Below are 24,900 nucleotides of genomic sequence, written 5' to 3' on the forward strand. Positions count from 1 at the left end.
CGATAAGCCCGAGGGAATCTGAAGGAAAGGCCAAAGGCCTTGACGAAGATGACGAAGGGGCAGTCCGGAGCGAAGGCTCCGGACCGCAATCGTTGCCCCGCGCGCCCCAGGCCCCCGACGCCCCAAGCGCCCTAAGAACCTGCAACGTCCCGCATAAAAAGGCCACCTCAAGGCAACCGATACCGCTCTTCCCGATAAGCCCAACTAGCCCACAACGCATGCGCCAAGGCCTCTTCCGAGAGCTGAGAATCCAAAGGCTCCACCGGCGCATAAACCTCGTCACGCCCCACCGGCGCCGCCTCATACCGAAACTGCCGCGGCGGCTTCGAAGGCTCCAGCACCAGCAGTTGATCCCCCTGCAGATACCCGAAATTATCCGCGTACTGCATCATCGCCCGGTTCGGATCCCGCTGCGTCAGATCCGCGCCCAGCATCGGATTCACATTGTCCAGCCCAATCAAGGACAACATGGTAGGCGCCATGTCGATCTGACTCACCAGCCGCTCATCCTGCCGCGGCGCAACCCCCGCCCCCAGAATCAGCGCAGGAATCTGGAAATGCCGCACCGGCACCGGAATGGAGCCATAGACCCGCGAATCGTGATCCGCGATCACCAGGAACACCGTGTTGTCCCAGTACGGCGCCTTGCGCGCCTTATCGAAAAACTGCCCCAGCGCCCAGTCCGCATAGCGCACCGTGTTGTCCACCGTCGCCGGATCTCCCACCGGCTTGATGCGCCCTTCCGGATATTCCCACGGCGAATGGTTGGATACCGAGAACGCCAGCGTGAACACCGGCTTGTCGCCATCCGCACGCAGCAGCCGGTCCAGTTGGTTGAACATATCCTCGTCCGACGCCCCCCAAGACCCCTCGAACACCGGATTGACGAACTTCGGACGATCCACGATCTCATCGAAACCGTTGCCCAGGAAAAACGCCCGCATATTGTCGAAGTGCGACTCGCCCCCGTACACGAAGCGCGAGTGGTAGCCGTGCTTGCCCAGCACCTGAGCCAGCGTGAAGAACCCCGTCTGCGAACGCGGCAGCTTCACCACCGCGTCCGCCACGCTCGGCAGGAAGCCCGCCGTGACCGCCTCGATGCCCCGCACCGAGCGCGTACCCGTCGCATAGGCCCGGTGGAACATCCAGCCTTCCTTGCCCAGCCGGTCGATATTCGGCGTCAGATCGCGCCCGCCCAGACTGCCCACATACTGCGCGCCCAGGCTCTCCTGCAAGATGATCACCAGGTTCAGCGGCTTGTCCCGGCGCACCGTCGCCTTCTGCTCGTGCAGGCTGGGATAGCGCGGATCCAGCGGCGCGCCCGTCAGCCCGGCCTTCTCGCGCACGATGGCATTCATCTCATCCACTGCCATCTTGGGATACATGGCGGCAGAGGAACGCTCATCGCGCATCCGGTAGGCGGCGTCAAACACGCTGTACAAGGAATTCAGCGCCAGCGAATTCACCATGGCATCGGAGCTGTAGGCCACCTTGGCCGGATTGATGGGACGATGCTCCAGCGTGCCGCGCGCACCCAGGAACACCAGCGCCAGGATCACGAACGAAGCCACCGGCCGCTTCCACCAGGACATGAACGGATCGCGCACGCGGGTGGGGAACAGCCGGACCGACAGCCAGGCGGCCAGCACCAACACCACCAAAGCCGCCAGCAGCACGCCTTTGTAGCCCTGCCACAGCATCGACCCGACTTCCTTCGGGTTGAGCAGATAGATGAAATAGAGCCGGTTGGGCCGCGTGTCGTACTCCGCGATGAACTGCGGCGTGGAGACTTCCAGCAGCACATACAGCATCCACCAGACGCGGAACCACCAGGCGGTGATACGGGCCGCCAGCGGCCGGTGTCCGAACCACGGCGAAAACACTGCCGGCAGCGCGATCACCATGGACATCAGGCAGACATCGATGCGCAGCCCGCCCAGCAGCAGCGGACCCAGCCCGCCGGCCGCCTCGACCCGGTCCCACATCCAGAAGGCCAGCCCCAGCCGCGACAGCGTCAGCAGCGCCAGGACGGCGATAACAAACCGTAGCGTCAGACGGCGCATGCTAGCGCCCTCCGCTGGCGCCGCAACGCCCGTTCAAATGTGGAAATACCGCCGTGTATGCCGAGCAGAGCCATGCCGCCTCGTGGTCAGAAATTTGAAAACGCGCAAAGATTAACGCGGTTTGGCGCGAGCCACCGGCTGCCCTTACTGGGCGCGGCGCAGCCGCTCCCGGCTGTTGCTCAGATGCGTGCGCATGGCCGCGCGCGCAGCCTCCGCGTCCTGGCGCTGAATCGCGCCGTAGATATCCTCGTGTTCGAGATTCACGCGCGCCAGATAAGCAGCGCGGTCCTCGTGCGCGAACTTCGCCGAATTGATGCGGGTGCGCGGGATGATGGCCGAGCCCAGATGCGACATGAGATCCGCGAAATAGCGGTTGTCCGTGGCTTGCGCGATCAGCAGATGGAACTGGAAATCCGGCGTGACAGTGTCTCCACCGCCGTCCAGCGCGCTCTTGAAGGCATCCAGCGCGCGCCTCATCTCGAGCAGTTGCTCCGGGCTGCGCCGGGCAGCGGCCAGGCCGGCCGCCTCGCTTTCCAGGCAGATGCGCAGCTCCAGCAGCACCAGCACGTCGCGCACCGTGGCGATATCGGCGGGATCCACGCGGAAATCGCCGCCGCCGCTGGGCTCCAGCGCATAAGTGCCCACGCCATGATGCGTCTCGACCAGGCCAGAGGCCTGCAGCCGGGACAAGGCCTCGCGCACCACCGTCCGGCTGACGCCGAACTGGCGCATGATCTCGGACTCCGTCGGCAATTTGTCGCCGGGCCGGATGTTCCCGCCACGGATGCGTTCCGTGATGCTCTCGACCAGCCCCTGGGCCAGGTTCCGGGGACGACGCCGCGGCGTGACGGGAGTATCGGCGGGAACGTTCATTGGGAGTTGTCCGGAAGCAGTTGAGCACGGCCCGGGGCCGAGCATCGGCGCCCATTGTACTTTGGGGCGCCCTGCGGCTAGTGGTCCGAGCGGCTGGCGGCCGGCCGGGCCACAATGAGGGGATAGAAAAACAGGGTCGCCAGGAACCACATCAACGCCGCGGACCAGAGCGTCTGGCTGAGGAAATGGGCGCCCTGCAGAATGCGCACCACGGAAAAGCCTACGCCGGCCGCGATGCCGACGGCCAGGCCCCACCAGCGCCAGGTTGGGCGCCCCAGCGCCCAGCCCACGAAATACAGGGTCAGCATCGAAAAGCCCGCGCCGGCATGGCCACTGGGCAAGGCGCCGCCCGCCCCGGTTCGCGCCCAGGTCCACCAGTGCGACGGATAGGGGGTATAGCCGCCCAGGAAGTCCAGGTCATACGGACGGGGCAGCGTCGTGTAATGCTTCAACTGGTTCACCAGCACTTGCCCGGCCAGGCAGGTCGCCGCCAGCGCCAGCGCCGGCCCGCGCCACGCCCGCCAGGCCGGGATGCGATAGCTTGCCGCCGCCACGCCCACGGCGGCCAATCCTATTCCGATGGGCAAGGCCAGCACCATGCGGTGACCGACCAGTTCCAGCCAACGATTCAGCCGCAGTGGAAAATCGTCCAGCGCCGGGTCGAACAGCGCCCGGGCGATACGCAGATCCAGCCCGGAAGCGTTGGCCCACCACGCCAGACAGGCCAGTGCCAGCGTGACCGCGGCGATATGGCTGAACAGATACGAGGCCGGCGTCGGCTGGCGCAGCGCGGGCGGCGATAAGGGCGGCATGGTGGGCGGCAGGCGGTCCGTCAGGCAAACGAGCAGCTTAGGCCCCGGACAGTCGAACTTTCGTCAAATTTGACCTTGCGCCCCGCCGGCCGCCTCCGTCGCCTGGTCCTCGCGGATATCGAAGCGCAGCGTGAAGCGGGTGCCGCGCTGCTCGCCCTGCCGGGAGGAATCGACGGTCAGCGACCAGCCTTGCATATCGCAGACGCGCTTGGCGATCGCCAAGCCCAGGCCGCGCGCCGTCTCGTCGGGGCTGCCCGCCCCGGAATCCCGCATGCGGCCGCTGTAATAGCGGCGGAACAGGAACGGCAGGTCCTCGGCGGCGATACCCTTGCCGTCGTCGCGCAATTCCAGCGCGCCGTCGGCCGCAATGCTGGCGGTCAGCGTCGCTGGCGCGGCGTGCTCGACCGCGTTGCGGACCAGATTGCGCAATACGGTCAGCAAGGCGTAGCGGTCCAGGGAGCGAACCTGGCCGGCGGAGATGCGGTTCTCGAACCCCAGCTTGGCCAAGCCCGCCTGGGCTTCATAGCCGCGCCAGGCATTGTCCATGCATTCCGCGAGGTCGACCGGCTCCGCCGGGCGCAGTTCATCGCGCGCCATGGCTCGCGCGCTCTCCAGTGAAACGATCACATCATCCACGTTGTCCACCACGCGGGTCAGGCGCTGGCGCTGGTCCGGAGTCAGCGCTTGCGTCAGCAGCATCAATTCGCTGTCCGAACGGATCGCGGCCAAGGGCGTGCGCACCTCGTGGCTGAGATTGCCCGCGAACTCGCGCTCCCGGGCAATCGACCTGTCCACCTGGTTCTGCACCCGGTTGAAGGCCTCTATCAGCCGGCCCGCCTCGTCGTCACGCGTCACCGCCATGTCGGGCGACCCCGGCGCCCAGGTCGCCAACCGGTCGGTCAGGTCCAGCAGCGGGCCGACCGCGATGGCGGCCACGCGCCGCGACAGCGCATAGGCGCCCACCACGCAAATGGCGCCCACCCCCAGAACAATCAAGCCGAAGTCATGCACCCGCCCCTCGTTCTCGGTGGCGTCGTACAGCAGGTACACCTTGGCACGCGCCGTTTCGGCCACCATCACGTGCCAGGTGTAAGCGCCCGGCTCGACCAGGTGCAGGCCGCTATCCAGGGATTCGATTTCCTGGGGCATGCCGGCGGGGCGCTTGCCCTCCACGCTGACCCAGGCCCGCATGGAACCGCCCAGCTCGCGCACGCCGTCGCGCGGCAGGAAACCGTCGCTGACGCGCGCATGCTGCACCAGCCGGTCCATTTCGGTATTGAGGATGTCGTTGACCAGATCGTCTTCCATCTGGTCGAAGGTCAGGTAGGCCAGCAGAGCCAGCGCCGTCACGAACAGCGCCACCGTTCCGGTCAGCGCCCACACCACGCGCTGAGTCAGGGTGCCCCCGGCAGAGGCCGAAGAAACGCCGCTCATCTCGCCGCCCCGGCTTCCAGCGTCAGGCGCCAGCCGGTGCCGTGTATGGTCTCGATGCCGTCGAAACCGGCATCGGCCAAGGCGCGGCGCAACAGGTGGACCTGGCTGCGCAAGGCGTCCGACGAAGGCGGCTCGTTGCCCCAGAGCGTGGATTCCAGCTCCTCGCGCGACACCACCCTGCCGGGATCGCGCAACAGCGCTTCGATGATGAGGCCGGCCTTGCGCGTCAGGTGCACGGGGTTGCCGTTGACCGACACGGCGCGGTTACGGGTGTCGTAGGACAAAGGGCCGAACGCCCGCACCGAGTCCACCGTCGCGCCCTTGGCGCGCTGGATCAGCGCGATCAGGCGCGCTTCCACCTCCAGCAGCGCGAAGGGTTTGGTCAGGTAATCGTCCGCGCCATGCGAGAACCCGGCCAACTTGTCTTCCAGGCTGTCGCGCGCCGTCAGCATCAACACCGGCACGTCCACGCGCATATCGTTGCGCAGCGTGTGCAGCACCGCGTTGCCGTCCATGCCCGGCAGGCCGATGTCCAGGACCAGGGCGTCGAAACGCTGCTCTTTCAGCCGCTCCAGCGCGGCCGGACCTGAATAGGCGGCATCGGGCAGGAAGCCGCGCGCCTCCAGGAAGATGTACAGATTGCCGGAGATGACGGGGTCATCCTCGACGATCAACACCCTGTAATTCGCGCCCGCCGCGGGACTGGTTGCCATGGTTGCGATCCTCTGTCGTGCGCGGTCAGGCCCGCAGCACCTTGCCCGGATTCATCAGCCCTTGCGGGTCCAGCGCGCGCTTGATCCTGCGCATCAGATCCAGTTCGACGGCGCTCTTGTAGCGCGGCAGCTCGTCGAGCTTGAGCTGACCGACGCCATGTTCCGCGCTGATCGAACCGTTGTGCGCGTGCACGCTGTCGTGCACCACGCCGTAGATATCGCCTTGCAGCGCCAGCAGCTCGGCCTCGGTCTGCCCCGGTGCGTGGGCCACGTTGTAATGCAGGTTGCCGTCGCCCAGGTGGCCAAAGATCACGTGGCGCACGCCCGGAAAGCGCGCCTGCAGCAAGGCGTTGGTCTTGTGCACGAAAGCGGCGATGGCGGAGATCGGAATCGACACGTCATGCTTGACCGACTTGCCCAACTCCGCCTCGGCCAGCGGAATGCTCTCGCGCAGATGCCACAGCGCCTTGCTTTGCGCCACGTTCGCGGCGATGGCGGCATCGTTCACCAGCCCGCTCTCGATGGCCTCGCCCAACACGGTCTCGAAGCGTTCGCGCGCATGCGCCTCGCTTTCGCTGTCGGAGAGCTCCAGCAGGGCGAACCACGGCGAGGCGGCGGAATTTCCCTCGAAGGGCAGGCGCTGCTGCGGAAACAGGCGCACGACCGCCTGCAGGCAAGCGCCGCTCATCAGTTCAAAACCGGTCAGCGCGGCGCCGAAGCCCGCGCGGGCGCGCGACAGCAGCTCGACTGCCTGGTCGATGCCGTCCAGCGTCAGCAGTGCCGTGCACGAAGCCACCGGCCTTGGAAACAGTTTCAGCGTTGCGGCGGTGATGATGCCCAGCGTACCTTCGCTGCCTATGTACAGGTCGCGCAGGTCGTAGCCGGTATTGTCCTTGCGCAGGCCGCGCAGGCCGTTCCAGATCTCGCCTTCGGCGGTCACGACCTCCAGGCCCAGCGTCAGTTCGCGCGTGTTGCCATAGCGCAGCACCTGCGTGCCGCCGGCATTGGTCGCGAGGTTGCCGCCGATGGTGCAGCTGCCTTCCGCGGCCAAGCTCAACGGAAACAGCCGGCCGGCGGCGGCCGCCGCCTCCTGCACCGCCTGCAGGACGCAGCCCGCCTCCACGATGATCGTGTCGTTGTCGGTATCCAGGGCGCGCACGGCCGTCAAGCGGGCGGTGGACAGGATCACCGCGCTGCCGGAAAGGTCGGGCGTGGCCCCTCCGCACAAGCCGGTATTGCCGCCTTGCGGCACTATCGGCACGCCATGTGCGGCGCACAGTTTCACCGCTGCCGCCACCTCCGCGGTCGAGCCTGGACGGATCACCGCCAGCGCCGCGCCTCGATAGCGGCGCCGCCAATCCAGCACATATGTGTCGGCGTCCGTGCCCGTCAGCACGTGAGAAGCGCCCAGAAGGGACTGTAGATCGCTCAGCAAGGTCATATGCGCCGCACTCGTAAGGCCTGGTCGCCCCAGGCTAGGGATGTGCGGACTATTGTAGGGGCTGAAATGCCCCGGGCGCGGCCCGGCGGACTCGCGCTGTCCGCCGGAAAAAACAGTTCAGCCGACCGCCTGGTCCAGCCGCGCCCCAGTCAGGCCTGAGCAATAGGCCCGGGAGGCGATGCGGTTCATGAGAAAAGCCCGATCCACGCCCGCGGGGCCGGGCATTTCCGACAAGGCGCGATAGGCGCGGCGCAAGACCTCGCCCCGGGTCGCGCCGCATACCAGCAGCCGCGTGCACGGCAGGCGGCGGTCCACGCAGCCGTCGATACGCACTTCCAGCGCATGGGCGGCGACGGGCTCGCAGTCATGCACGGCCGCGCCGGAATGAGCCTGCGCCTGCGCGTCGATCACGCGGAACACGCCGCTGCGGTCGTCCAGCGCGAAGGCGACGGTGCCCATGCCCTGCCAGCCACGGTCCCGCGCCACGTCGGCGGCGACGGTGCGCAAGGCGGTTTCCACGGAAACAGGAAGATGCGGCGCCGGGGATTCGGCGATCAGGACGCGAGCGTCGCGCCAGACGCAACGCTCCCAGGCCCGGCCCGTGACCAGGCCGCCCGCTTCGGAAACGAACACGTGGATGTCGAGCCGGCGCTCGCGGCCTGCGGCCGGCCCGGCGTGATCCGTGGGCGGACCCCGCCGGCTTGAGGCGCCCCTGGATGACATGACAGTAGAAACTTTGGCGCCCATGGCCCCTCCCGGTCTTTCTGCTTGCATAGCAAGCGTATCACCTTCGGACGAAGAGCAACTTTTATGCCATGCCCCGCTCCCTGGGCCAGACCCAGGAACGTGGGCTCGATCCGCACCAGAACAAGGCACCCATGCCCGCGCGCGCACCAGATCAGCGCATACGCCCTGCCGTGCCGCCAGGACGGAAAACGCCCTACGCCGTCTGCCGGATGAAGGGGGAGCGCCAATGGGGGATAATTCCGCTTTATTCCCTAGCCAGGCGCGTTTTGATACACGGGTTTGCCAGAATCCGCGCCAGAACCCGAACTGCAACCCCTCATCAAGGAACCGCCGTGGGCAACAACACGCAATTTCCGGGATCGGTCTTCAAGGCCTATGACATCCGCGGCACCGTGCCCGACCTGATCGACGCCCGCTTCGCCCGCGCCCTGGGCGCGGCGCTGGCCGCCCGCGCGCGCGAGCAAGGCGTGCAGACCCTGGTCGTCGGCCGCGATGGCCGCCTGAGCAGCGAAATGCTATCGGTGGCGCTGCAGGAAGGCATGCTGGAAGGCGGCGTGGACACCCTGGACATCGGCATGGTGCCCACCCCCCTGGTCTACTTCGCCGCCAACGTCATGCAAACCGGCTCGGGTGTCGCCATCACCGGCAGCCACAACCCGCCCAAGTACAACGGCTTCAAGATGATGATGGGCGGCCGCGCGCTCTACGGCGAGGACGTGCAGGCCCTGGCCGCCAGCATGAACGGCGCCGCCAGCATGAACGGCGCCGCCAGCGCCCCGGCGGCGCGGCCCGGCGTGCGCCGCCAGCTGGACCTGGTGGCCGCTTACATCGCGCGCGTGGCATCGGGCATCCAGCTGGCGCGACCCATGAAGATCGCCATCGATTGCGGCAACGGCGTGGCCGGCGCAGTCGCCCCGGCGCTGTTCCGCGCCCTGGGCTGCGAAGTCACCGAACTGTTCTGCGAAGTGGACGGCACCTTCCCCAACCATCATCCCGATCCTGCCGAGCCCAAGAATCTGCAGGACCTGATCAAGTGCGTGGCCGAGACCGACTGCGAACTGGGCCTGGCATTCGACGGCGACGGCGACCGCCTGGGCGTGGTGACCAAATCGGGCCAGATCGTCTGGCCGGACCGTCAACTGGTGCTGTTCGCCCGCGATGTGCTGGACCGCAACCCGGGCGCGACCATCATCTATGACGTGAAGTGCAGCCGGCATGTCGGCCTGTCGGTCGAGGCCGCCGGCGGCGTGCCGCTGATGTGGAAGACCGGCCATTCGCTGGTGAAGGCCAAGCTGGCCGAGACCGGCGCTCCGCTGGCCGGCGAGATGAGCGGCCACATCTTCTTCAAGGAGCGCTGGTACGGCTTCGACGACGGCCTCTACACGGGCGCCCGCCTGCTGGAGATCGTGTCACGCGACGCCGACCCCTGCGCGGTGCTGGAAGCTCTCCCGCAAGACGTTTCCACGCCCGAACTGAAGCTGGAAATGGAAGAAGGCCAGCCTTTCACCCTGGTCCAGGCCCTGCAGGACCAGGGGCAGTTCCCCGGCGCGGACCGCGTGATCACGATCGACGGCGTGCGCGCGGAGTATCCGGACGGCTTCGGCCTGGCGCGCCCCTCGAATACCACTCCGGTAGTCGTGCTGCGCTTCGAAGCCCAGACGCCCGCGGCGCTGCAACGCATACAAGCCGACTTCCGCCGCGAGCTGAGCAAGCTCGCGCCCCAAGCCGATCTGCCTTTCTAGATTGCCTATGTCCTTATCGAACAGCCCTGCCTGGCAACAGTTCATCACGGCCACGCGCGCCGCGCCATGCCGCGGCGAGCAATTGCGCCTTATCAGTGCGCCCGGGCTGCGCCTGGATCTGAGTGCGCAGGCGTATTCTCCAGACCTGCAACAAGCCGAGGCCGCGCTGCTCGCGCAACAAGGCTTCGACGCGGCCCGGGCCTGCCTGTTCGACGGCGGCAACGCCAACTGGACCGAGCAACGCCCCGCCTGGCACACGGCCTTGCGCGCGCCGCAACCGCCCGCCAGGGTGGCCAAGGCCGTGCTGGCCGAGCGCGAGCGCATGCGAGAATTCGTGCGCCAGGCCGACGCGGCCGGACGCTATGGCAGTGTGCTGCACCTGGGCATAGGCGGCAGCGACTGGGGTCCGCGGCTGGTCACGCGCGCCCTGCGCCACGGCGGCGCGCGGCGCGAAGTGCGTTTCGCGTCCAACGTGGATTCGCATTCGGTTGCGGACGCGATGAGCCGGCTGGATCCCCACGACACCCTGGTCATCGTCGCCTCCAAGTCATTCACCACGACCGAGCCGCTGGCCAACGCCGAAGTCGCCATGAACTGGCTGCGCGACGCCGGCGTGGCCGATCCGATCAAGCAGGTCGTGGCGGTCACCGCCAACGTCGAGGCGGCCCTGAATCTGGGCATCCTGCCCGACCACATCTTCCAGATCTGGGACTGGGTGGGCGGACGCTATTCGCTCTGGTCCGCGATCAGCCTGCCGGTCGCGCTGGCGCTGGGCACCGACGCGTTCGACCAGTTGCTGGCGGGCGCCGCCGCCATGGACGAACATTTCCGCACCGCCCCCATCGAGGAAAATGCGCCCGTCCAGCTGGCGCTGGCGGGCGTCGTGAACCGCAGCGTGCTGGGCTACGACTCCCTGGTGATCGCACCCTACGATTCGCGGCTCTATCACATCGTGCCTTGGGCCCAACAGCTGGAAATGGAATCGCTCGGCAAGGTCGCCACCGCTGACGGCAGCCCGGCAGGCGTGCCCACCGGCCCGGCGGTCTGGGGCATGTCCGGCACCGACTGCCAGCACACCTTCTTCCAATGGCTGCACCAGGACACCCGGGGCGCTCCCGTCGACTTCATCCTGTGCGAAAAGCCCGACCACGCCTACGCGCGGCATCATGAACTGCTGATCGCCAACTGCCTGGCGCAGCGTTCCGCGTTGCTGCGCGGCAAGTCCTTCGACGAAGCGCTGGCCGAAACCTCCGCCATCGAAAGCGATCCGGACCGCGCGCGACTGCTGGCGCAGCATCGCGTCCACCCGGGCGGGCGGCCGTCCTCGCTCATCGTGCTGCCGCACCTGGAGGCCTACACGCTGGGCGCGCTGCTGGCGCTATACGAGCACAAAGTGTTCACCCAGGGCGTGGTGTGGGGCATCAATCCCTTCGACCAATGGGGCGTGGAGTTCGGCAAGGCGTTGGCCAAAGGCATCATGCACGAGCTGAATTCGCAGCAAGCCAGCCAGCAAGATCCCTCTACCCGCTACTGGATCGACGCGATCACGCGCCGTCCTTGAGGACCGGCCAGCGCCGGCACTTCCGCTCAGGCGCCAAGCGCGTCGTAAATTTCCACTTGAAGGCGCGCCACGCGCTCGATATTGAACTCGCGCTCGGCCAGCGTCCTGCCCGCAGCGCCCATGGACTGGCGCAAGGCGGGATCCTCGGCCAGACGGGCAATGGCGTCCGCCAGCGCCTGCGCATCGCGCACCGGCACCAGCAGCCCGGTCTCGCCGGGCTCGATCGCATCGCGGCAGCCGGGAACGTCGGTGGTCACGACCGCCCGCGCGCAAGCGGCGGCCTCGATCAGCGATTTGGGCAGACCTTCCCGATAGGAAGGCAGCACGGCGATATGTGAAGCGGCGTACAGCGCGGCCACGTCGGAACGCTCGCCCAGCGCGCGCACGCAGCCTTCGCGCTGCCAGGCGTCCACATCGTCCGGCGTCGCCGAAGCAGGATTGCCGGCATCCACGCCGCCGACCAACTGCATCGTGACGGGCAAGCCGCGCTCGCGCAACAGCCTTGCCGCCTGCACGAATTCCTGCACGCCCTTGTCGCGCAGCAGCCGCGCGACCATGGTGACCACGACCGGCGGGGCCGGCGGTTCGGGCTGGGCACGGTATTCGTTCAGATCCACGCCCGCGCCGCGGATCATGACGACCTGGGCGTCGCGCACCGCGCCCAGCGACTGGAGCAGATCGCGGTCGCTGGCGTTCTGGAAGATCACGCGACTGTTGGGGTGGCCCAGCGCCAGCCGGTACAGGCGCGCCACCACCGCGCGCACCAGCTTCATCTTCAGCGAATTGGACAGGAACACGAAGCCCAGGCCGGAGATCGCCGCGACCATGCCCGGCACGCGCGTCAAGCGCGCGGCGATGCCCCCGTAGAGCACGGGCTTGATCGTGACCAGATGCACGATCCGAGGCCGCAGGCGCCGGAACAAGCGGATCAAGGCCAGCAGCGTGCCCAGTTCCTGCAAGGGATGCTTGCCGCTACGCGTCATCGGAATCGCGTGGTGCGTCATGCCCAGCGCCTCGATCTCAGCCACTGCGGGGCCGTCCATCGTGGCGACGTGCACCTCATAGCCCGCCTGTTGCGCGGCCAGCGCCACCGGCACGCGGTGCGACATGAAGAAAGCCGGATTGTTGACGACAAACAGCAGGCGGCGCGCGGCGCTCATGCTTGTGCTCCTGAAATGCGGCGCCACACCGCGATGTAGCTATGCACCATGCGCACAAGGTCGAAATTTTCCAGCACACGGGCGCGGCCCGCCTCGCCTGCGCGTTCGCGGCCGCGCGAGGCCACCTCGCGCAAGGCCGTTTCGATGCCGCGGGCCAGCGCCTCGGACTGCTCCGGCGGCACCACCACGCCCGCATCGCCGACGATGTAGGCGGCGTCGCCCACATCCGTCACGACGCAGTAGACGCCGCAAGCCATGGCCTCGGCCACTACGTTGGGGAAGCCCTCGGCGCAGCTGGACAGCACATGCAGGTCCAGTCCATTCATCGCGGCAGGCACGTCGTCGCTAGGCCCCGCCAGCACCAGCCGGTCGCGCAGGCCCAGCCTGTCTATCAAGGCGGCCAGCTCGGCATTTGCCGGATCCATGCCGCGGCCTATCAGCACGCAACGCAGTCCGGCATCGCGGCCGTCGCGCACCAATGCCGCGACAGCGCGCAGCAGGTTGGCATGGTCCTTGAGCGGATCCCAGCGGGCCACGCAACCGATGGCCGGCACGTCCTGCGGCAAGCCCCATTGCGCGCGCATGCGCACCCGGGCCTCGCCGTCGGGCGCATAGCGCGACAGATCATAGCCATTGGCGATCACCACCATGCGCTCGCGCGCATAGCCCTTGTCGGCATGGCGCTGCGCCGACTTCTGGGCGGCGCACACAATAGCCTTCGGTATGCGACCCGACAGCAGCGCGCATGCCCGCAGCACCATGCGCGCCGAACGGCTGCTGCGTTCCAGATGCTCGCCAGAATTGCGGATACCCCAGGCGATGGCGCGCACGCCCGCCAGGCGCGCCGCCAGGCCGCCGATCAGGTCGGCGTGGTACATCCAGGTCTGCACCGCGTCGGGACGCGTTGCGGCGATGAGCGAGCGCAACGCCATGAAACCGGCCAGGGTGATGCGCCCGCGCTTCATACCCAGCGCATGCACGGCGATGCCTGCAGCGCGCAGGCGTTCGCCATAGATACCCTCATCGGTGAGCGACACCACGACGTGCTCCACGTCCGCCTCGGGATAGGTGGCCAGGCGGAACAGCACGGACTCCGCGCCTCCCTGCCCCAGGCCGGTGATGATGTGCAGGACACGCAGCCGCCGCGCGTTCATCGCCCCTCCCGCACGGCATCGAACAATTCGTCCCACTCCCCCAGCACGCTGGTCAGCGCATAGCGCTGCCGCACCGCGAAAGCGCCACGCATGCCCAGCTGCTGGCGCAAGGAGAGGTCCCCCAGCAGGCGGCGCAGGGCCTCGCGCAGGGCATCGCGATTGCCGGCGGGTACCAGCAAGGCATCCTCGCCGTTGCGCGTCATTTCGCGCGGGCCGCTAGGGCAATCGAATGCCACGCAGGGTAGCCCCAGCGACATGGCTTCCAGCAACACATTGGGGAAGCCCTCCACCAGGGAACTCAGCACGAAAGCCTGCCCGCGCGCGAGCTCATCCCAGGGCGCCTCGGTCCGGCCGGGCAGGCTGACGCGGGACTGCAGACCCAGGCGCGCGACCTGCTGCTCCAGCGCGCCGCGTTCGGGGCCTTCGCCCCAGATGCGCAGGTTCCAGTCAGGAAAATCAGGCGCCAGCTGCCCGAACACGTCGATCAGCAGGTCGAATTGCTTGTCGGTGACCAGGCGTCCCATGGCCAGCAGCTCGCGGGGCGCGTCATCTTCACGCTGCGGCACCATCGGCGCGTCCAGCAGGGGCGCCGGCAAGGGGTTGGGAATGACGGCCAGGCGCTTGATGCCAGGCACCTGGCGGGCGAACGGACCGGCAGTGTCCTCCGCCTGCACCGTGACCATGTCGGCGCGGGGGTACAGAACGCGGCGCAGCTTGCGCCACACCGTTCCCGTCGTGGTCTCGGCCACCGGGTTGGTGCGCTCGCAAACGATGAGCGGCACGCCCAGCCCGCGGGTGGCAAGGATGGCGGCCACATTGACGTTGGTCAGGAAGGACACCACCACGTCCGGCTTGGACTCACGGATGTGCCGGCGCAGCGCCAACAGACGCTTGAACGCGGCCATGGCGCCCGACACGCGCGTACCCGCCAGATCCGCCAGCCAGGCCAGTTCGACCTTGTCCGACAGCGGATAGAAACAGGTTCCCTTGGACGAGTAGGTCGGCGTCAGGATGACGGAATCCCCGCGTTCGGCCCATGCGTTGACCAGCGTGGCGGCGACTCTTTCGGCGCCGCCCGCATGCATGGAACTGACCAGCATCAAGATTTTCATGCGTCAAAGACTCCCAACCGTTCCTCCCTGCTCCTTGGCGCCGCGATAGCGGTCGAGCCAGGCCTGCATCATCAGCACACCCCACAGATGGCTGTCCCAGTTCCGATGGCCAGAGGTGTGCTCGCGCCACTTACGCAGGATGGGCTCGGGTTCGAACCAGCCTTCCTGGCGCAGGCGCGCCGGATCCAGCAAGGCATCGGCCCACTCGCGCAGCGGGCCGCGCAACCAGGCGGCCAGGGGCACGGCGAAGCCGCGCTTGGGACGGTCCACCAGCGCCTGCGGCACATGGCGGTGCAGCACCTGGCGCAGCAGCCACTTGCCGGTATTGCCGCGCACCTTGTATTGGTGCGGCAGGCTCCAGGCGAATTCATACACGCGGTGGTCGATCAGCGGCACGCGGGTTTCCAGGCTGACGGCCATGGCCGCGCGATCCACCTTGACCAGGATGTCGTCCGGCAGATAGGTCACCGTGTCCAGCTTCATCATGGCTTCGAAGGTGGAGCCCTGCATCGCCCGGGCGAACTCGGACACCGGCTCCACGCCGCCCTTCACCACGCTGGACGGATCGGCCCAATACGACACGAAATGGCGGTAGAACTCGCCGCGCGTGTCGGCGCGCAGCAGCTCTCCCAGCTTGCCGACCTTGCCGCGCCAGGCGCCGCGCCCCGGCAGATGCGTGGATGCGCTGAGCAGCGCGCCGGCGGGCTTGCGCAGCAAGGCAGGAACGCGCTCGCATTGCTGCCACCAGTTGTTCACGCGGAAGTAGCGCGAATAGCCACCGAAAAGTTCGTCGCCGCCGTCGCCGGACAAGGCCACCGTGACGTGCTGGCGCGCCATGCGCGTCACCAGCGAGGTCGGGATCTGCGACGAATCCGCGAACGGTTCATCGTACATATCGGCCAGCGACGGCACCACGGCCAGCGCATCTTCCGCCGTCACGTATAGCTCGGTATGGTCGGTTCCCAGATGCGTGGCCACGGCCTTGGCGTGCTGCGCCTCGTCGTAGCCTTTCTCGTGAAAACCGATGGCGAAAGTGCGCACGGGCTGCGAGCTCTGCGACTGCATCAGCGCCACGATGGTGGACGAGTCGATGCCGCCCGACAGGAAGGCGCCCAGGCTCACATCCGACAGCATCTGGCCGCCGACCGCCTTGGACAGCACGCCCTCCAGCGCATCGGTGGCCTGCGCGTCGGATTCGAACGACAGCAGCGATTGCGCCGAGGTGTCGGCGGCCTCGCGGGCCGACCAGTACACGCGCGGCTCGGGCATGCGGCGGCTGCGGGTATCGTCGGCCGTGAATTCGACCCACGTACCCGGCGGCAGCTTGGCGATGCCTTGATAAATCGATTGCGGCGCGGGAATGTAGTTGTGCCGCATGAACGACGCCAGGGCGTTGCGGTTCAACTCGCGGCCGAAACCCGGAATCGGCATCAAGCCCTTGAGTTCTGAAGCGAACACCAGTTCCGCGCCCGAATAGCCGTAGTACAGCGGCTTTTCGCCCATGCGGTCGCGCGCCAGCATCAGCTTGCGCGAGGCGCGGTCCCACAGCGCGATGGCGAACATGCCCACCGCGGCCTGCAGGGTGGCCTCGATGCCCAGGGCGGTGAAACCCGCCAGCAGCGTTTCCGTGTCCGAATGGCCGCGCCAGGACGGCGCCAGCGCCGATTGCTCGAGCTGCTTGCGGATGTCCAGGTGGTTGTAGATCTCGCCGTTGAACACCATGACATAGCGGCCGCAGGCCGACGTCATGGGTTGATGGCCTGCCTCGGTCAGGTCAAGGATCGCCAGGCGCACGTGCGCCAGCGCCAGTTCGGCCTCGGTGTCTTCCCAGAATCCGTTGCTGTCCGGCCCGCGGTGGCGGATGCGACGGCAGCTTTCCGCCAACACCTGCGCCTTGTTCCCGACAGGGCCCCAAATCCCGACTATTCCGCACATGATGAAGTTCTCGTTATCACTGTAGCAACGGCGCGGCGCGCGGCCTCATCGGCCGGCTTCGCGCACGCCGTCAAAAAGTTCTTGCCATTTCTGCAGCACGCGCGCGGCCGAAAAACGGTCGCGCACCTCGGTCGCCGCCTGCGCCATGCGCAGACGGTCCGCGTCATTGCGCATGACGGCGTCCAGCGCCTGGCACAGCGCGCCCACGTCACCATTGGGGCGCACCAGTACGCCATCCACGCCTTCACGAATGATCTCGCGCGGTCCCGTGTCGCAATCGAACGATACGGCGGCCAGCCCGCTCGCCATGGATTCGAGCAAGGTATTGGACAGCCCCTCGAAGCGTGAAGTCAGCACGTACAGGTCGGCGCTGTCATACCAGTCGCCGACGTTGCCCGCACGCCCCGGCATGAAGACGCGCGACTCCAGACCGGCCTCGCTCACCTGCGCCTCGAGGGCGCGTCTTTCGCCGCCCTCGCCCAGGATAACCAGATCCCAGCCGGGATGCGATGCCGCCAGTTGCGCGTAGGCCTGGATCAGCAGGTCGAAACCCTTGTCGGCGTGCAGGCGGCCCACCGCCAGCAGCCGTTTGCGGCCGTCGCCCGACACGGGCCGCAGGACAGGCTCGGCGCGCGGCAATGGGAAGTGCACGGGGTTGGGGATGACGGCCAACTTGCTGCCCGGCACGTGCTGCGCCAACCAGTCGGCAGTGCCGCGGGTCAATGCGACCACGCTGGCCGCGCGCGGATACGTCAACCGGCGCAAGCGCTGCCAGAAGCCCGACAAAGTCTGCGAGGGCGGATGCGTATGCTCGGTCGCGACCACCTGGCAGGACAGGCCCGCGCAGGCCAGGACCGACAGCACCGAGGCGGTCGTCATCATGCCCAGCACGATGTCCGGACGGAACGACTTGACCACACGGCGCAAGGCGCGCACCCGCTGCACATTGCTCCAGATGCCGCGCAGGCCGCCGCCCTCGCCCGCCGTATGCAGCACCTCGCGGCGCACCTTGGGGTGCAGCGCGTAGACGTCACCCTCGGCGCTTGCCTGCGTCACCACCATTACCTCGCGGCCCATGCCCGCCCAATGCGCGCTCAGGTCGGCGGCCACGCGCTCCGCGCCGCCGCCATGCAGGGAATGGATGAATAGCAGGACGCGCGGCGCCGGGCCGGGATCGGTCTCGGGCATTCAATCGGCCTCTTTGGGTTCAGCCTTGCGCATCGCCACCACCAGATAGCACGCAAAGGACAACAGATACATGAGGCTGGTCGCCAGCATGATGCCGGCTGCGCCCATCTTGGGCGCCAGCACGGTATTCAACACCGCCTTCAGGGCGAAATTGGCGACGGCGATGGCAGCCATCACGCGGTAGCGGTTCTGGCTGGCCAGCAATTGCACCAGGATCAGCACGCCGAAGTAGAACGGCAGTTGCAGCAGCCCCCAGCGAAACACGTGGGCCACAGCCTGGGTATTCTCGGCGGTGAAGGCGCCGCGCTGGAACAGCACCGCCACGCCCCAAGGCGCCAGCACCCACCCCACGGCGACGGCGACAGCGCCCGCGGCCACCATCAGCACCGACCATTTCAGGGCCATGCCGCGCGCGCGAGCGGTATCGCCGCGCGCTTGCACATCAGCCAACACGGGCAAGGCCGCGCGCCCGACCGACACGGCGCCGATCCCCAGCACCAGCGACAGCAGCCGGCTGGCGTAGCCCAGCGTGGCGTTGGCGTTCGCGCCCAGGTTGGCGGCAGCGTACTGGTCCAACGGACCGACGAAGCTCATGGCGACTTGACCGATCAGCATCACGCCCGCGGCGCCCAGCAGTTCGGGCCAGTGCGGCGATTGCAGCGAGAACCGGGGCGCGCCCCAGAAACCGCCGTCGGCGCGCGCCGCCAGCCAGGCCAGCCAGACGGTCTGGATGGCGTAACCCACCAGCGTGCCCCACAACAGCGGCCCGACGCCGTCGGCGCTGGCGGCCAGCATCACCCAGGCCAGCGTCGCCACGGCGGGTACGCTGTCCAGCAAGGTATTGACGTGCCTTTCCTGCGCCCGCAGGCGCGCGGCGCTGATGCCGGCGATGAGCAGCAGCGCCGACACCGGGGCGAAGGCGGCAAGCAATTGGCCAGTCATGTCGCCCACGCGGGCCGACAAGCCCTGCCCCAGCACACCCACCACTTGCGGCCAGGCGAACCAGGTCAACAGTGCCAATGCAATGCCCGCGGCGGCGACCCAGCCCTGCAGTTCGCCGATGAACAGGTTTCTTTCAGCGGCGTCGGCGCGGCGCAACCGCACCAGCACCGGAATCAGGACCACCGACAACACGCCCACGATGGTGACCGGCAGCCAGGTGGCCATAGTCATCGTGAACTGGTAGGCGTCCACGGCGTCGCTGACGCCGTAGCGGTACGCCACCGCCATCTCCTTGATGGCGCCGGCGGCCTTGCCCAGCAGCAGGAACACCGCCACCCGGAAGGCACCCTTGAAGATGCGCTGGTGGTCCGGGTGGATGCTGCCGAGTTTTCTGACGAGTGCTTTCAAATCAACGCAGGAATTGCGTGTACCAGGGCATGGCCACTTCCAGGCCTTGCAGCACGGTGTGCGTCGGCTCGTAGCCCAACAGCCGGCCGGCCTTGCTGACGTCGGCCTGCGAGTGGCGCACATCGCCCGCGCGGAAATCGGCGTAGACCGGCTTCTTGGCATAGACCACGCCCTGGTTGCCCAGGGCTTGCACCAGGAAACCAAACAATTGGTTCAGCGTACTGCGACCGCTGACCGCCACGTTGTAGACCTGATTGCGGCCTTCCGGCGCGGCCATTGCCGCGAGGATATTGGCCTGCACCGCGTTTTCAACGAAGCAGAAGTCGCGGCTGGTCTCGCCATCGCCGTTGATGGTGACGTCCTCGCCCTGAATCATCGCGGCCGTCCATTTGGGAATCACGGCCGCATAGGCGCCATTGGGATCCTGACGCTTGCCGAACACGTTGAAATAACGCAGGCCCACTGTCTCGAAGCCGTAGGAACGCGCGAACACGTCCGCATAGAGCTCGTTGACGTACTTGGTGACCGCGTAGGGCGAAAGGGGCTTGCCGATGTTTTCCTCGACCTTGGGCAGCGCCGGATGGTCGCCGTAGGTCGAGCTGGAGGCCGCGTAGACGAAGGACTTGACTTCGGCATCGCGCGCCGCCACCAGCATGTTCAGGAATCCGCCGATATTCACCTCGTTGGTGGTGATCGGATCCTTCAGCGAACGCGGCACCGAACCCAACGCGGCCTGATGCAGCACCAAATCCACGCCCTGCACCGCACGGCGGCAGGCTTCCAGGTCGCGGATATCACCTTCGATGAAGGTAAAGCGCGCCCACTGCTCGGGCGTGACCGAATCGCGCACTTCATTCAGGTTGTGCTGATGGCCGGTGGCGAAGTTGTCCAGGCCGGTCACGGTCTGGCCCAACTTGAGCAGGGTTTCCAGCAAGTTCGAGCCGATGAAGCCGGCGCAGCCGGTCACCAGCCACTTGCGCGGCGCAGCCGAGAGTTCCTTCTTGGCGGTCTCAAAGCGGGAAGTCATGGTCGCTCCTTTACAGACGCAGATCGGATTCGGAAGGCGAAAGCACATACTTCAGGTCGTACAGGATGTGCTGCGGCTTGCCCAACTTACGGATGCCTTCCGCGCCCATCGCCTTGAACTGATTGTGCGCCACGCCCAGGATCACGGCGTCGTACTTGCCTTCGTCGGGCTTGGCCACCGGGGTCAGGCCGTATTCATGCACGGCCTCTTCGGGGTCGACCCAGGGGTCGTACACGTCGACGTCGACGTTGTAGTCGCCCAGTTCCTTCACAATGTCCACGATGCGCGTGTTGCGCAGGTCGGGGCAGTTTTCCTTGAACGCCAGGCCCATGACCAGCACGCGGGCGCCCTGCACGTGGATGCGGCGCTTGGTCATGGCCTTGACCAGCTGCGACACCACGTAGCTGCCCATCGAGTCGTTCAGGCGGCGGCCCGCCAGAATGATTTCCGGATGGTAGCCAATGGACTGCGCCTTGTGGGTAAGGTAGTACGGGTCCACGCCAATGCAGTGGCCGCCCACCAGGCCCGGACGGAACGGCAGGAAGTTCCACTTGGTGCCTGCCGCCTGCAGCACGGCTTCGGTGTCGATGCCCATCTTGTTGAAGATCAGGGCCAATTCGTTGATCAACGCGATATTCACGTCGCGCTGCGTGTTCTCGATCACCTTGGCGGCCTCGGCCACGCGGATGCTGGACGCCTTGTGGGTGCCGGCGGTGATGATCTGCTTGTACAACTGGTCGACCAACTCGGCCACTTCGGGCGTGGAGCCGGACGTGACCTTCTTGATCGTGCTGACGCGGTGGTCCTTGTCGCCCGGATTGATGCGCTCGGGGCTGTAGCCGGCAAAAAAGTCCACGTTGAACTTCAGGCCCGACACGCGTTCCAGCACCGGCACGCAGTCTTCTTCCGTGGCGCCCGGGTAAACGGTGGATTCGTAGATGACGATGTCGCCGCGCTTGAGCACGGCGCCGATGGTCTCGCTGGCCTTGACCAGCGGGGTCAGGTCCGGCTGCTTGTATTCGTCGATAGGGGTCGGCACGGTCACGATGTACACGTTGGCCTGGCCCAGCACGGCGCGGTCGGCCGTGTAGCTCAGTTGGGCCGCTTCCTTCAGCTCTTCGTCGCTGACTTCCAGCGTGTGGTCGTGGCCGGCCTTGAGTGCATCGATGCGGCGCGTATTGATATCGAATCCGATGACCGAACGCTTCTTGCCGAACTCCACCGCCAGGGGCAGGCCGACATAGCCCAGGCCGACAACAGCGAGTTTCACATCCTGAATTCGCAACATAACTCTCCCTTCACCGTAGAACGATTACGGCATTTCAAATATGGTCGGGTGATTAAAAAAGATCACTGAGCCCCCGGCGGCAACCGCCGGGGCGCCCAAAGCTAATCCGAAGTCCGCAAAACGGAGGGCAGCAGCAGCCAGCCCGGACGGCGCCAGGACACCAGCCGCGAATACAGCCAGATATAGACGGCGGCGAACACCACCAGGCTGGCGCACAGCGCCCAGGCGTTGTCCCACCAGATGGTGGCGGGCACCAGGCCGATCAGGGCCAGCACCCACATGTAAGGCGAAGCCAGCGCATTGCACAAGGCCGGCACCGCATGCCGCCGGCCCCGGCTGAACGTGACCCGGACCAGGCGGCGGAACACCAGCTGATGCAAGTGCAGCGCATCCGGCTGATCCACCGGCACGCCACGCTTGAAACGGCGGCGCCAGATCGAGAAGCCGGTTTCAAAGACGGGGTAGAACAGCACCGCCAGGGCGTAGAACGGCGACACCGAGGGATTGCGCACTACCAGCAATACCGCCAGTTCGGCCAGCATGAAGCCCAGGAAGTACGCGCCGCCGTCGCCCAGGAACACGCGCCCGAACGGGAAATTCCACACCAGGAAACCCAGCGTGGCCGAGGCCAGAGCCGCTGCCACCAGGAAAATCGGCACATCGCCTACCTGCAGCGCCACCAGGCTGATCGATACCGCCATCAGCGTGGCAACCATGCCAGCCAGGCCGTTCATGCCGTCGACGATATTCAGCGCATGCGTACAGCCGCCCACCGCAAACATGGTGAACAGCAGCGACACCGGCCAGAAGGACAGCACGTAATCCACCGGCGCCATGCCGACGCGGCTGACCCCGCCCAGCAGCCACCAGGCGATCGCGGCCGACAGGAAGGCGGCCAGCAGGCGCTTGCTGGCGCCGATGTCCTTGGTGATGTCTTCGAGCAGGCCGGCGACGAACACAGGCAGCGCCGCGACGAACAGCGCGGGCCACAGCCAAGTCAGCGTCATGTTGCTGGGTCCGAGGACCAGCAGGCCCGCCAGCGTGCCCGCAAGCACGGCCAGACCGCCAACGCGGGGCGTGGCGCGGGAATGGTTGGCTTGGGGTTTATTGAGGTCGCTGTCGCCGGTAAAGGCGCCATGCCAGCGCTCCGACGCCACGATGAGTCCCCCCACCATGAATGCGACCACGCAAATGTACAGCCAGGTCACCGAATCACCTCTGGTTGGTCTATCGAGACAGGCCCGCCATTATCGGGGGCAGGTGTAACGCCCATATATGGGAGGAATAAGGAAGTGCAATTCACCGGCACAGAACGTAACGCCTGGCGCCTTGCCGTCGCGGCCGCGCCCGGCTCGCCATCTGACTGGACCGGCAAGGCGAAACCGCATAGGCGCGGAAATAGGGGGTTCATGAAATGATTGTAGAACTTTCCGTCTGTACGCACGCGAAAAATCCGAGGGAAAACGCGAAGATCCCCCTATGACGGAACCGCCGCGCAAGCGTATGGCTCATGCTTCGCCCCACTTAAATGGGGACGCATTTGAAATGCCGAAAAAAAAGCCCGAGATCGTAAGATCTCGGGCTAAATCCACCAAAGGAGGAGGGTGGAGGAGACAACCGTGGCATGTTGGGAGCTGGCCTGCTGCTCGCTACGCTTCCGGGGTTTTGCACCGCGCCGACTGCGTTTCAACATCCGATGAGTGAATAGTACCGAGGTTTTTTGTGCGATGCAAGAATTTTTTGAGCCTGCCGCACGAGAGATTTCTTGCGTTGCATTTTTGCCGCAAAACCTGATACCGCTGCCTGGAAACCCGCGCCAATCAATGTCCGTTCCAAAAACAGGGTTTCTGCCGAATGGGTAAACCCGCCCGGGACTTACCCTAGCCAGCACCGGGTAATCCCGCTCTGGCTTTCGCACCGAAATGGTGCGCCCGGCACCAACTTGCAGCTATTTTTGCGCATTGCAACATTTTACCTGCCTAGCCGTTCAAACCCAGTAGGCCGTGGTCGTCATGACCTTGGACATGGCGCGCATTGCAGCTTTCACCGGGGCTGGCAGCGGCACGCCGCCCGCCGCTTCCGCGCTGGCGCGATGCTGCGCCTCGTCCTCTTTCATCTTCTGGACGATCTGGCGTGAGCGCTCGTCCTGCACCGGCAAGGTGCGCAGATGTTCTTCCAGATGGGCTTCAACCTGCTTTTCGGTTTCCGCCATGAAACCCAGGTTGCGCGGCACGCCGGCATAGCTGGCCAGCACGCCCAACGCGAACGAGCCCGCGTACCAGACCGGATTCAGCAGACTGGGACGGCTGCCCAGTTCGGTCAGCCGCTGATTGCACCAGGCCAGGTGATCCACTTCCTCGGACGCGGCATTCAGCAGCAACGCTCGCGGCGCCGGTTCGCGGCAGACCGAGGCCTGCCCCCGGTACAGCGCCTGGGCGCAGACCTCGCCCACATGGTTCACGCGCATCAGCCCGGCCGCGTGGCGTTTTTCCTGGGCCGACAGGGCCTGCGGCGCCTCGTCGGCGGTGGCCGGATAGGGGCGGCCAGCCGTGGCGCTGCCGGACAGCACGCGCAACGCGCGGTCAGCCTCGGCCAGCAAGGCATCCACGGGACTGATGCGGCGCAGGAAGGAAACGGGGCTGGGGCGGGACAGAGCGGTGGACATGGGCAACTCCTCGGCAAGGCAGGCGCGCACGCCCCTGATGCGGGGCGGGGCTCTCATGCCCGGAATTGTACGCAACAGGTATCATCAGCCATTGACAGCGCTCAAGCTCAAGGACACGACAAATGGAATGCACGATCGACTGGGGCGGCCCGAACGGCATGCTCTTCACCGCCAGCACCGGCAGCGGCCACGTGGCCGTCATGGACGGCGCCGTGGACGGCGGCGGGCACAACCTCGCCCCCCGCCCCATGGAAATGCTGCTGGCCGGCACCGGCGGCTGCACTGCGTACGACGTGGTGCTGATCCTCAAGCGCGGACGCCACGCCGTCAGCGGCTGCAGCGTCAAGCTCCAGGCCGATCGCGCCGATGCCGACCCCAAAGTCTTCACCCGCATCCATTTCGCCTTCACCGTCACCGGCCGCAATCTGCCGCGCGCCGCGGTGGAGCGCGCGGTGCAGCTGTCGCATGAGAAATACTGCTCGGCCTCGGCCATGCTGGAAAAAACCGCGGCGCTGACCTTCTCGGTCGAGATCGTCGACACGCAGGAAGCGCCCGCCGCCGCCTGAACCGCGCCCGCGTGGTGTAATTCGTCTATCCCTAACTTATAAGAGCCGCCGCGGCCCATTCGCGGCGGC

20 protein-coding genes are annotated in these 24,900 nt (G+C 66.7%); 3 read left to right on the forward strand and 17 right to left on the reverse strand.

What is annotated here, in order from left to right:
• Window positions 1-167 precede the first annotated feature (167 nt).
• The 7 genes from AC6LKD_RS23730 to AC6LKD_RS23760 all read right to left on the reverse strand — a co-directional run bounded on the left by AC6LKD_RS23730 (window position 168) and on the right by AC6LKD_RS23760 (window position 8,083).
• A complete protein-coding gene (locus tag AC6LKD_RS23730) occupies window positions 168-2,063 on the reverse strand; it encodes an LTA synthase family protein (protein WP_498117652.1) in 1,896 nt (631 codons plus the stop codon).
• A 144-nt stretch (window positions 2,064-2,207) separates the two neighbouring features.
• Window positions 2,208-2,936, reverse strand: coding sequence for a FadR/GntR family transcriptional regulator (locus AC6LKD_RS23735; protein ID WP_498117653.1), 729 nt, complete (start codon window positions 2,934-2,936; stop codon window positions 2,208-2,210).
• 77 nt (window positions 2,937-3,013) lie between these two features.
• On the reverse strand, window positions 3,014-3,748 hold the full coding sequence (locus AC6LKD_RS23740; RefSeq protein WP_498117655.1) for a phosphatase PAP2 family protein: 735 nt from the start codon (window positions 3,746-3,748) through the stop codon (window positions 3,014-3,016).
• 63 nt (window positions 3,749-3,811) lie between these two features.
• Window positions 3,812-5,182 (reverse strand): sensor histidine kinase, encoded by a 1,371-nt coding sequence (locus tag AC6LKD_RS23745; RefSeq protein WP_498117657.1) that lies wholly within the window; start codon window positions 5,180-5,182, stop codon window positions 3,812-3,814.
• Window positions 5,179-5,895, reverse strand: a complete 717-nt coding sequence (locus tag AC6LKD_RS23750; RefSeq protein ID WP_498117658.1) for a response regulator transcription factor — start codon at window positions 5,893-5,895, stop codon at window positions 5,179-5,181. Before AC6LKD_RS23750 ends, AC6LKD_RS23745 begins: the two co-directional genes overlap by 4 nt.
• A gap of 25 nt (window positions 5,896-5,920) precedes the next feature.
• Window positions 5,921-7,336 carry an FAD-binding oxidoreductase gene (locus tag AC6LKD_RS23755; RefSeq protein WP_013396203.1) on the reverse strand — a complete coding sequence of 472 codons (1,416 nt, stop codon included), beginning with the start codon at window positions 7,334-7,336 and terminating at the stop codon, window positions 5,921-5,923.
• A gap of 117 nt (window positions 7,337-7,453) precedes the next feature.
• Window positions 7,454-8,083 (reverse strand): BPTD_3102 family carboxylase-like protein, encoded by a 630-nt coding sequence (locus AC6LKD_RS23760; protein ID WP_498117659.1) that lies wholly within the window; start codon window positions 8,081-8,083, stop codon window positions 7,454-7,456.
• A 332-nt stretch (window positions 8,084-8,415) separates the two neighbouring features.
• Between AC6LKD_RS23760 and AC6LKD_RS23765 the strand changes: the two genes are divergently transcribed.
• Window positions 8,416-9,825 (forward strand): phosphomannomutase/phosphoglucomutase, encoded by a 1,410-nt coding sequence (locus tag AC6LKD_RS23765; protein ID WP_498117660.1) that lies wholly within the window; start codon window positions 8,416-8,418, stop codon window positions 9,823-9,825.
• 7 nt (window positions 9,826-9,832) lie between these two features.
• Window positions 9,833-11,386 carry a glucose-6-phosphate isomerase gene (pgi, locus tag AC6LKD_RS23770; RefSeq protein ID WP_492274288.1) on the forward strand — a complete coding sequence of 518 codons (1,554 nt, stop codon included), beginning with the start codon at window positions 9,833-9,835 and terminating at the stop codon, window positions 11,384-11,386.
• A 26-nt stretch (window positions 11,387-11,412) separates the two neighbouring features.
• Here pgi and AC6LKD_RS23775 read toward each other — a convergent pair whose 3' ends face one another.
• The 10 genes from AC6LKD_RS23775 to coq7 form a co-directional block, all read right to left on the reverse strand.
• Window positions 11,413-12,546 (reverse strand): glycosyltransferase family 4 protein, encoded by a 1,134-nt coding sequence (locus AC6LKD_RS23775; RefSeq protein WP_498117661.1) that lies wholly within the window; start codon window positions 12,544-12,546, stop codon window positions 11,413-11,415.
• Window positions 12,543-13,700 carry a glycosyltransferase family 4 protein gene (locus AC6LKD_RS23780; protein WP_498117662.1) on the reverse strand — a complete coding sequence of 386 codons (1,158 nt, stop codon included), beginning with the start codon at window positions 13,698-13,700 and terminating at the stop codon, window positions 12,543-12,545. The genes AC6LKD_RS23775 and AC6LKD_RS23780 overlap by 4 nt, the downstream gene beginning before the upstream one ends.
• On the reverse strand, window positions 13,697-14,812 hold the full coding sequence (locus AC6LKD_RS23785) for a glycosyltransferase family 4 protein (RefSeq protein ID WP_492274285.1): 1,116 nt from the start codon (window positions 14,810-14,812) through the stop codon (window positions 13,697-13,699). The genes AC6LKD_RS23780 and AC6LKD_RS23785 overlap by 4 nt, the downstream gene beginning before the upstream one ends.
• A gap of 3 nt (window positions 14,813-14,815) precedes the next feature.
• Entirely contained in the window at window positions 14,816-16,747 is a 1,932-nt protein-coding gene (asnB, locus tag AC6LKD_RS23790) for an asparagine synthase (glutamine-hydrolyzing) (protein WP_013396210.1), read from the reverse strand.
• Between the two features lie 45 nt (window positions 16,748-16,792).
• A complete protein-coding gene (locus tag AC6LKD_RS23795) occupies window positions 16,793-17,935 on the reverse strand; it encodes a glycosyltransferase family 4 protein (protein WP_013396211.1) in 1,143 nt (380 codons plus the stop codon).
• Window positions 17,936-19,285, reverse strand: a complete 1,350-nt coding sequence (murJ, locus tag AC6LKD_RS23800; protein ID WP_013396212.1) for a murein biosynthesis integral membrane protein MurJ — start codon at window positions 19,283-19,285, stop codon at window positions 17,936-17,938. It lies immediately after the preceding gene.
• Between the two features lies 1 nt (window position 19,286).
• On the reverse strand, window positions 19,287-20,312 hold the full coding sequence (locus tag AC6LKD_RS23805; RefSeq protein WP_498117663.1) for an SDR family oxidoreductase: 1,026 nt from the start codon (window positions 20,310-20,312) through the stop codon (window positions 19,287-19,289).
• Between the two features lie 10 nt (window positions 20,313-20,322).
• Window positions 20,323-21,600, reverse strand: a complete 1,278-nt coding sequence (tviB, locus tag AC6LKD_RS23810; protein WP_498117664.1) for a Vi polysaccharide biosynthesis UDP-N-acetylglucosamine C-6 dehydrogenase TviB — start codon at window positions 21,598-21,600, stop codon at window positions 20,323-20,325.
• Between the two features lie 101 nt (window positions 21,601-21,701).
• Window positions 21,702-22,808, reverse strand: a complete 1,107-nt coding sequence (locus AC6LKD_RS23815) for an MraY family glycosyltransferase (RefSeq protein WP_013396215.1) — start codon at window positions 22,806-22,808, stop codon at window positions 21,702-21,704.
• A gap of 779 nt (window positions 22,809-23,587) precedes the next feature.
• Window positions 23,588-24,265, reverse strand: a complete 678-nt coding sequence (gene coq7 / locus AC6LKD_RS23820; protein WP_013396216.1) for a 2-polyprenyl-3-methyl-6-methoxy-1,4-benzoquinone monooxygenase — start codon at window positions 24,263-24,265, stop codon at window positions 23,588-23,590.
• Window positions 24,266-24,387: 122 nt separating this feature from the next.
• On the opposite strand from coq7, the gene AC6LKD_RS23825 reads away from it, so the two are divergent.
• Window positions 24,388-24,831 carry an OsmC family protein gene (locus AC6LKD_RS23825; protein WP_013396217.1) on the forward strand — a complete coding sequence of 148 codons (444 nt, stop codon included), beginning with the start codon at window positions 24,388-24,390 and terminating at the stop codon, window positions 24,829-24,831.
• Window positions 24,832-24,900: the final 69 nt, after the last annotated feature.

The sequence above is a fragment of the Achromobacter sp. D7-1 genome (assembly GCF_059760445.1).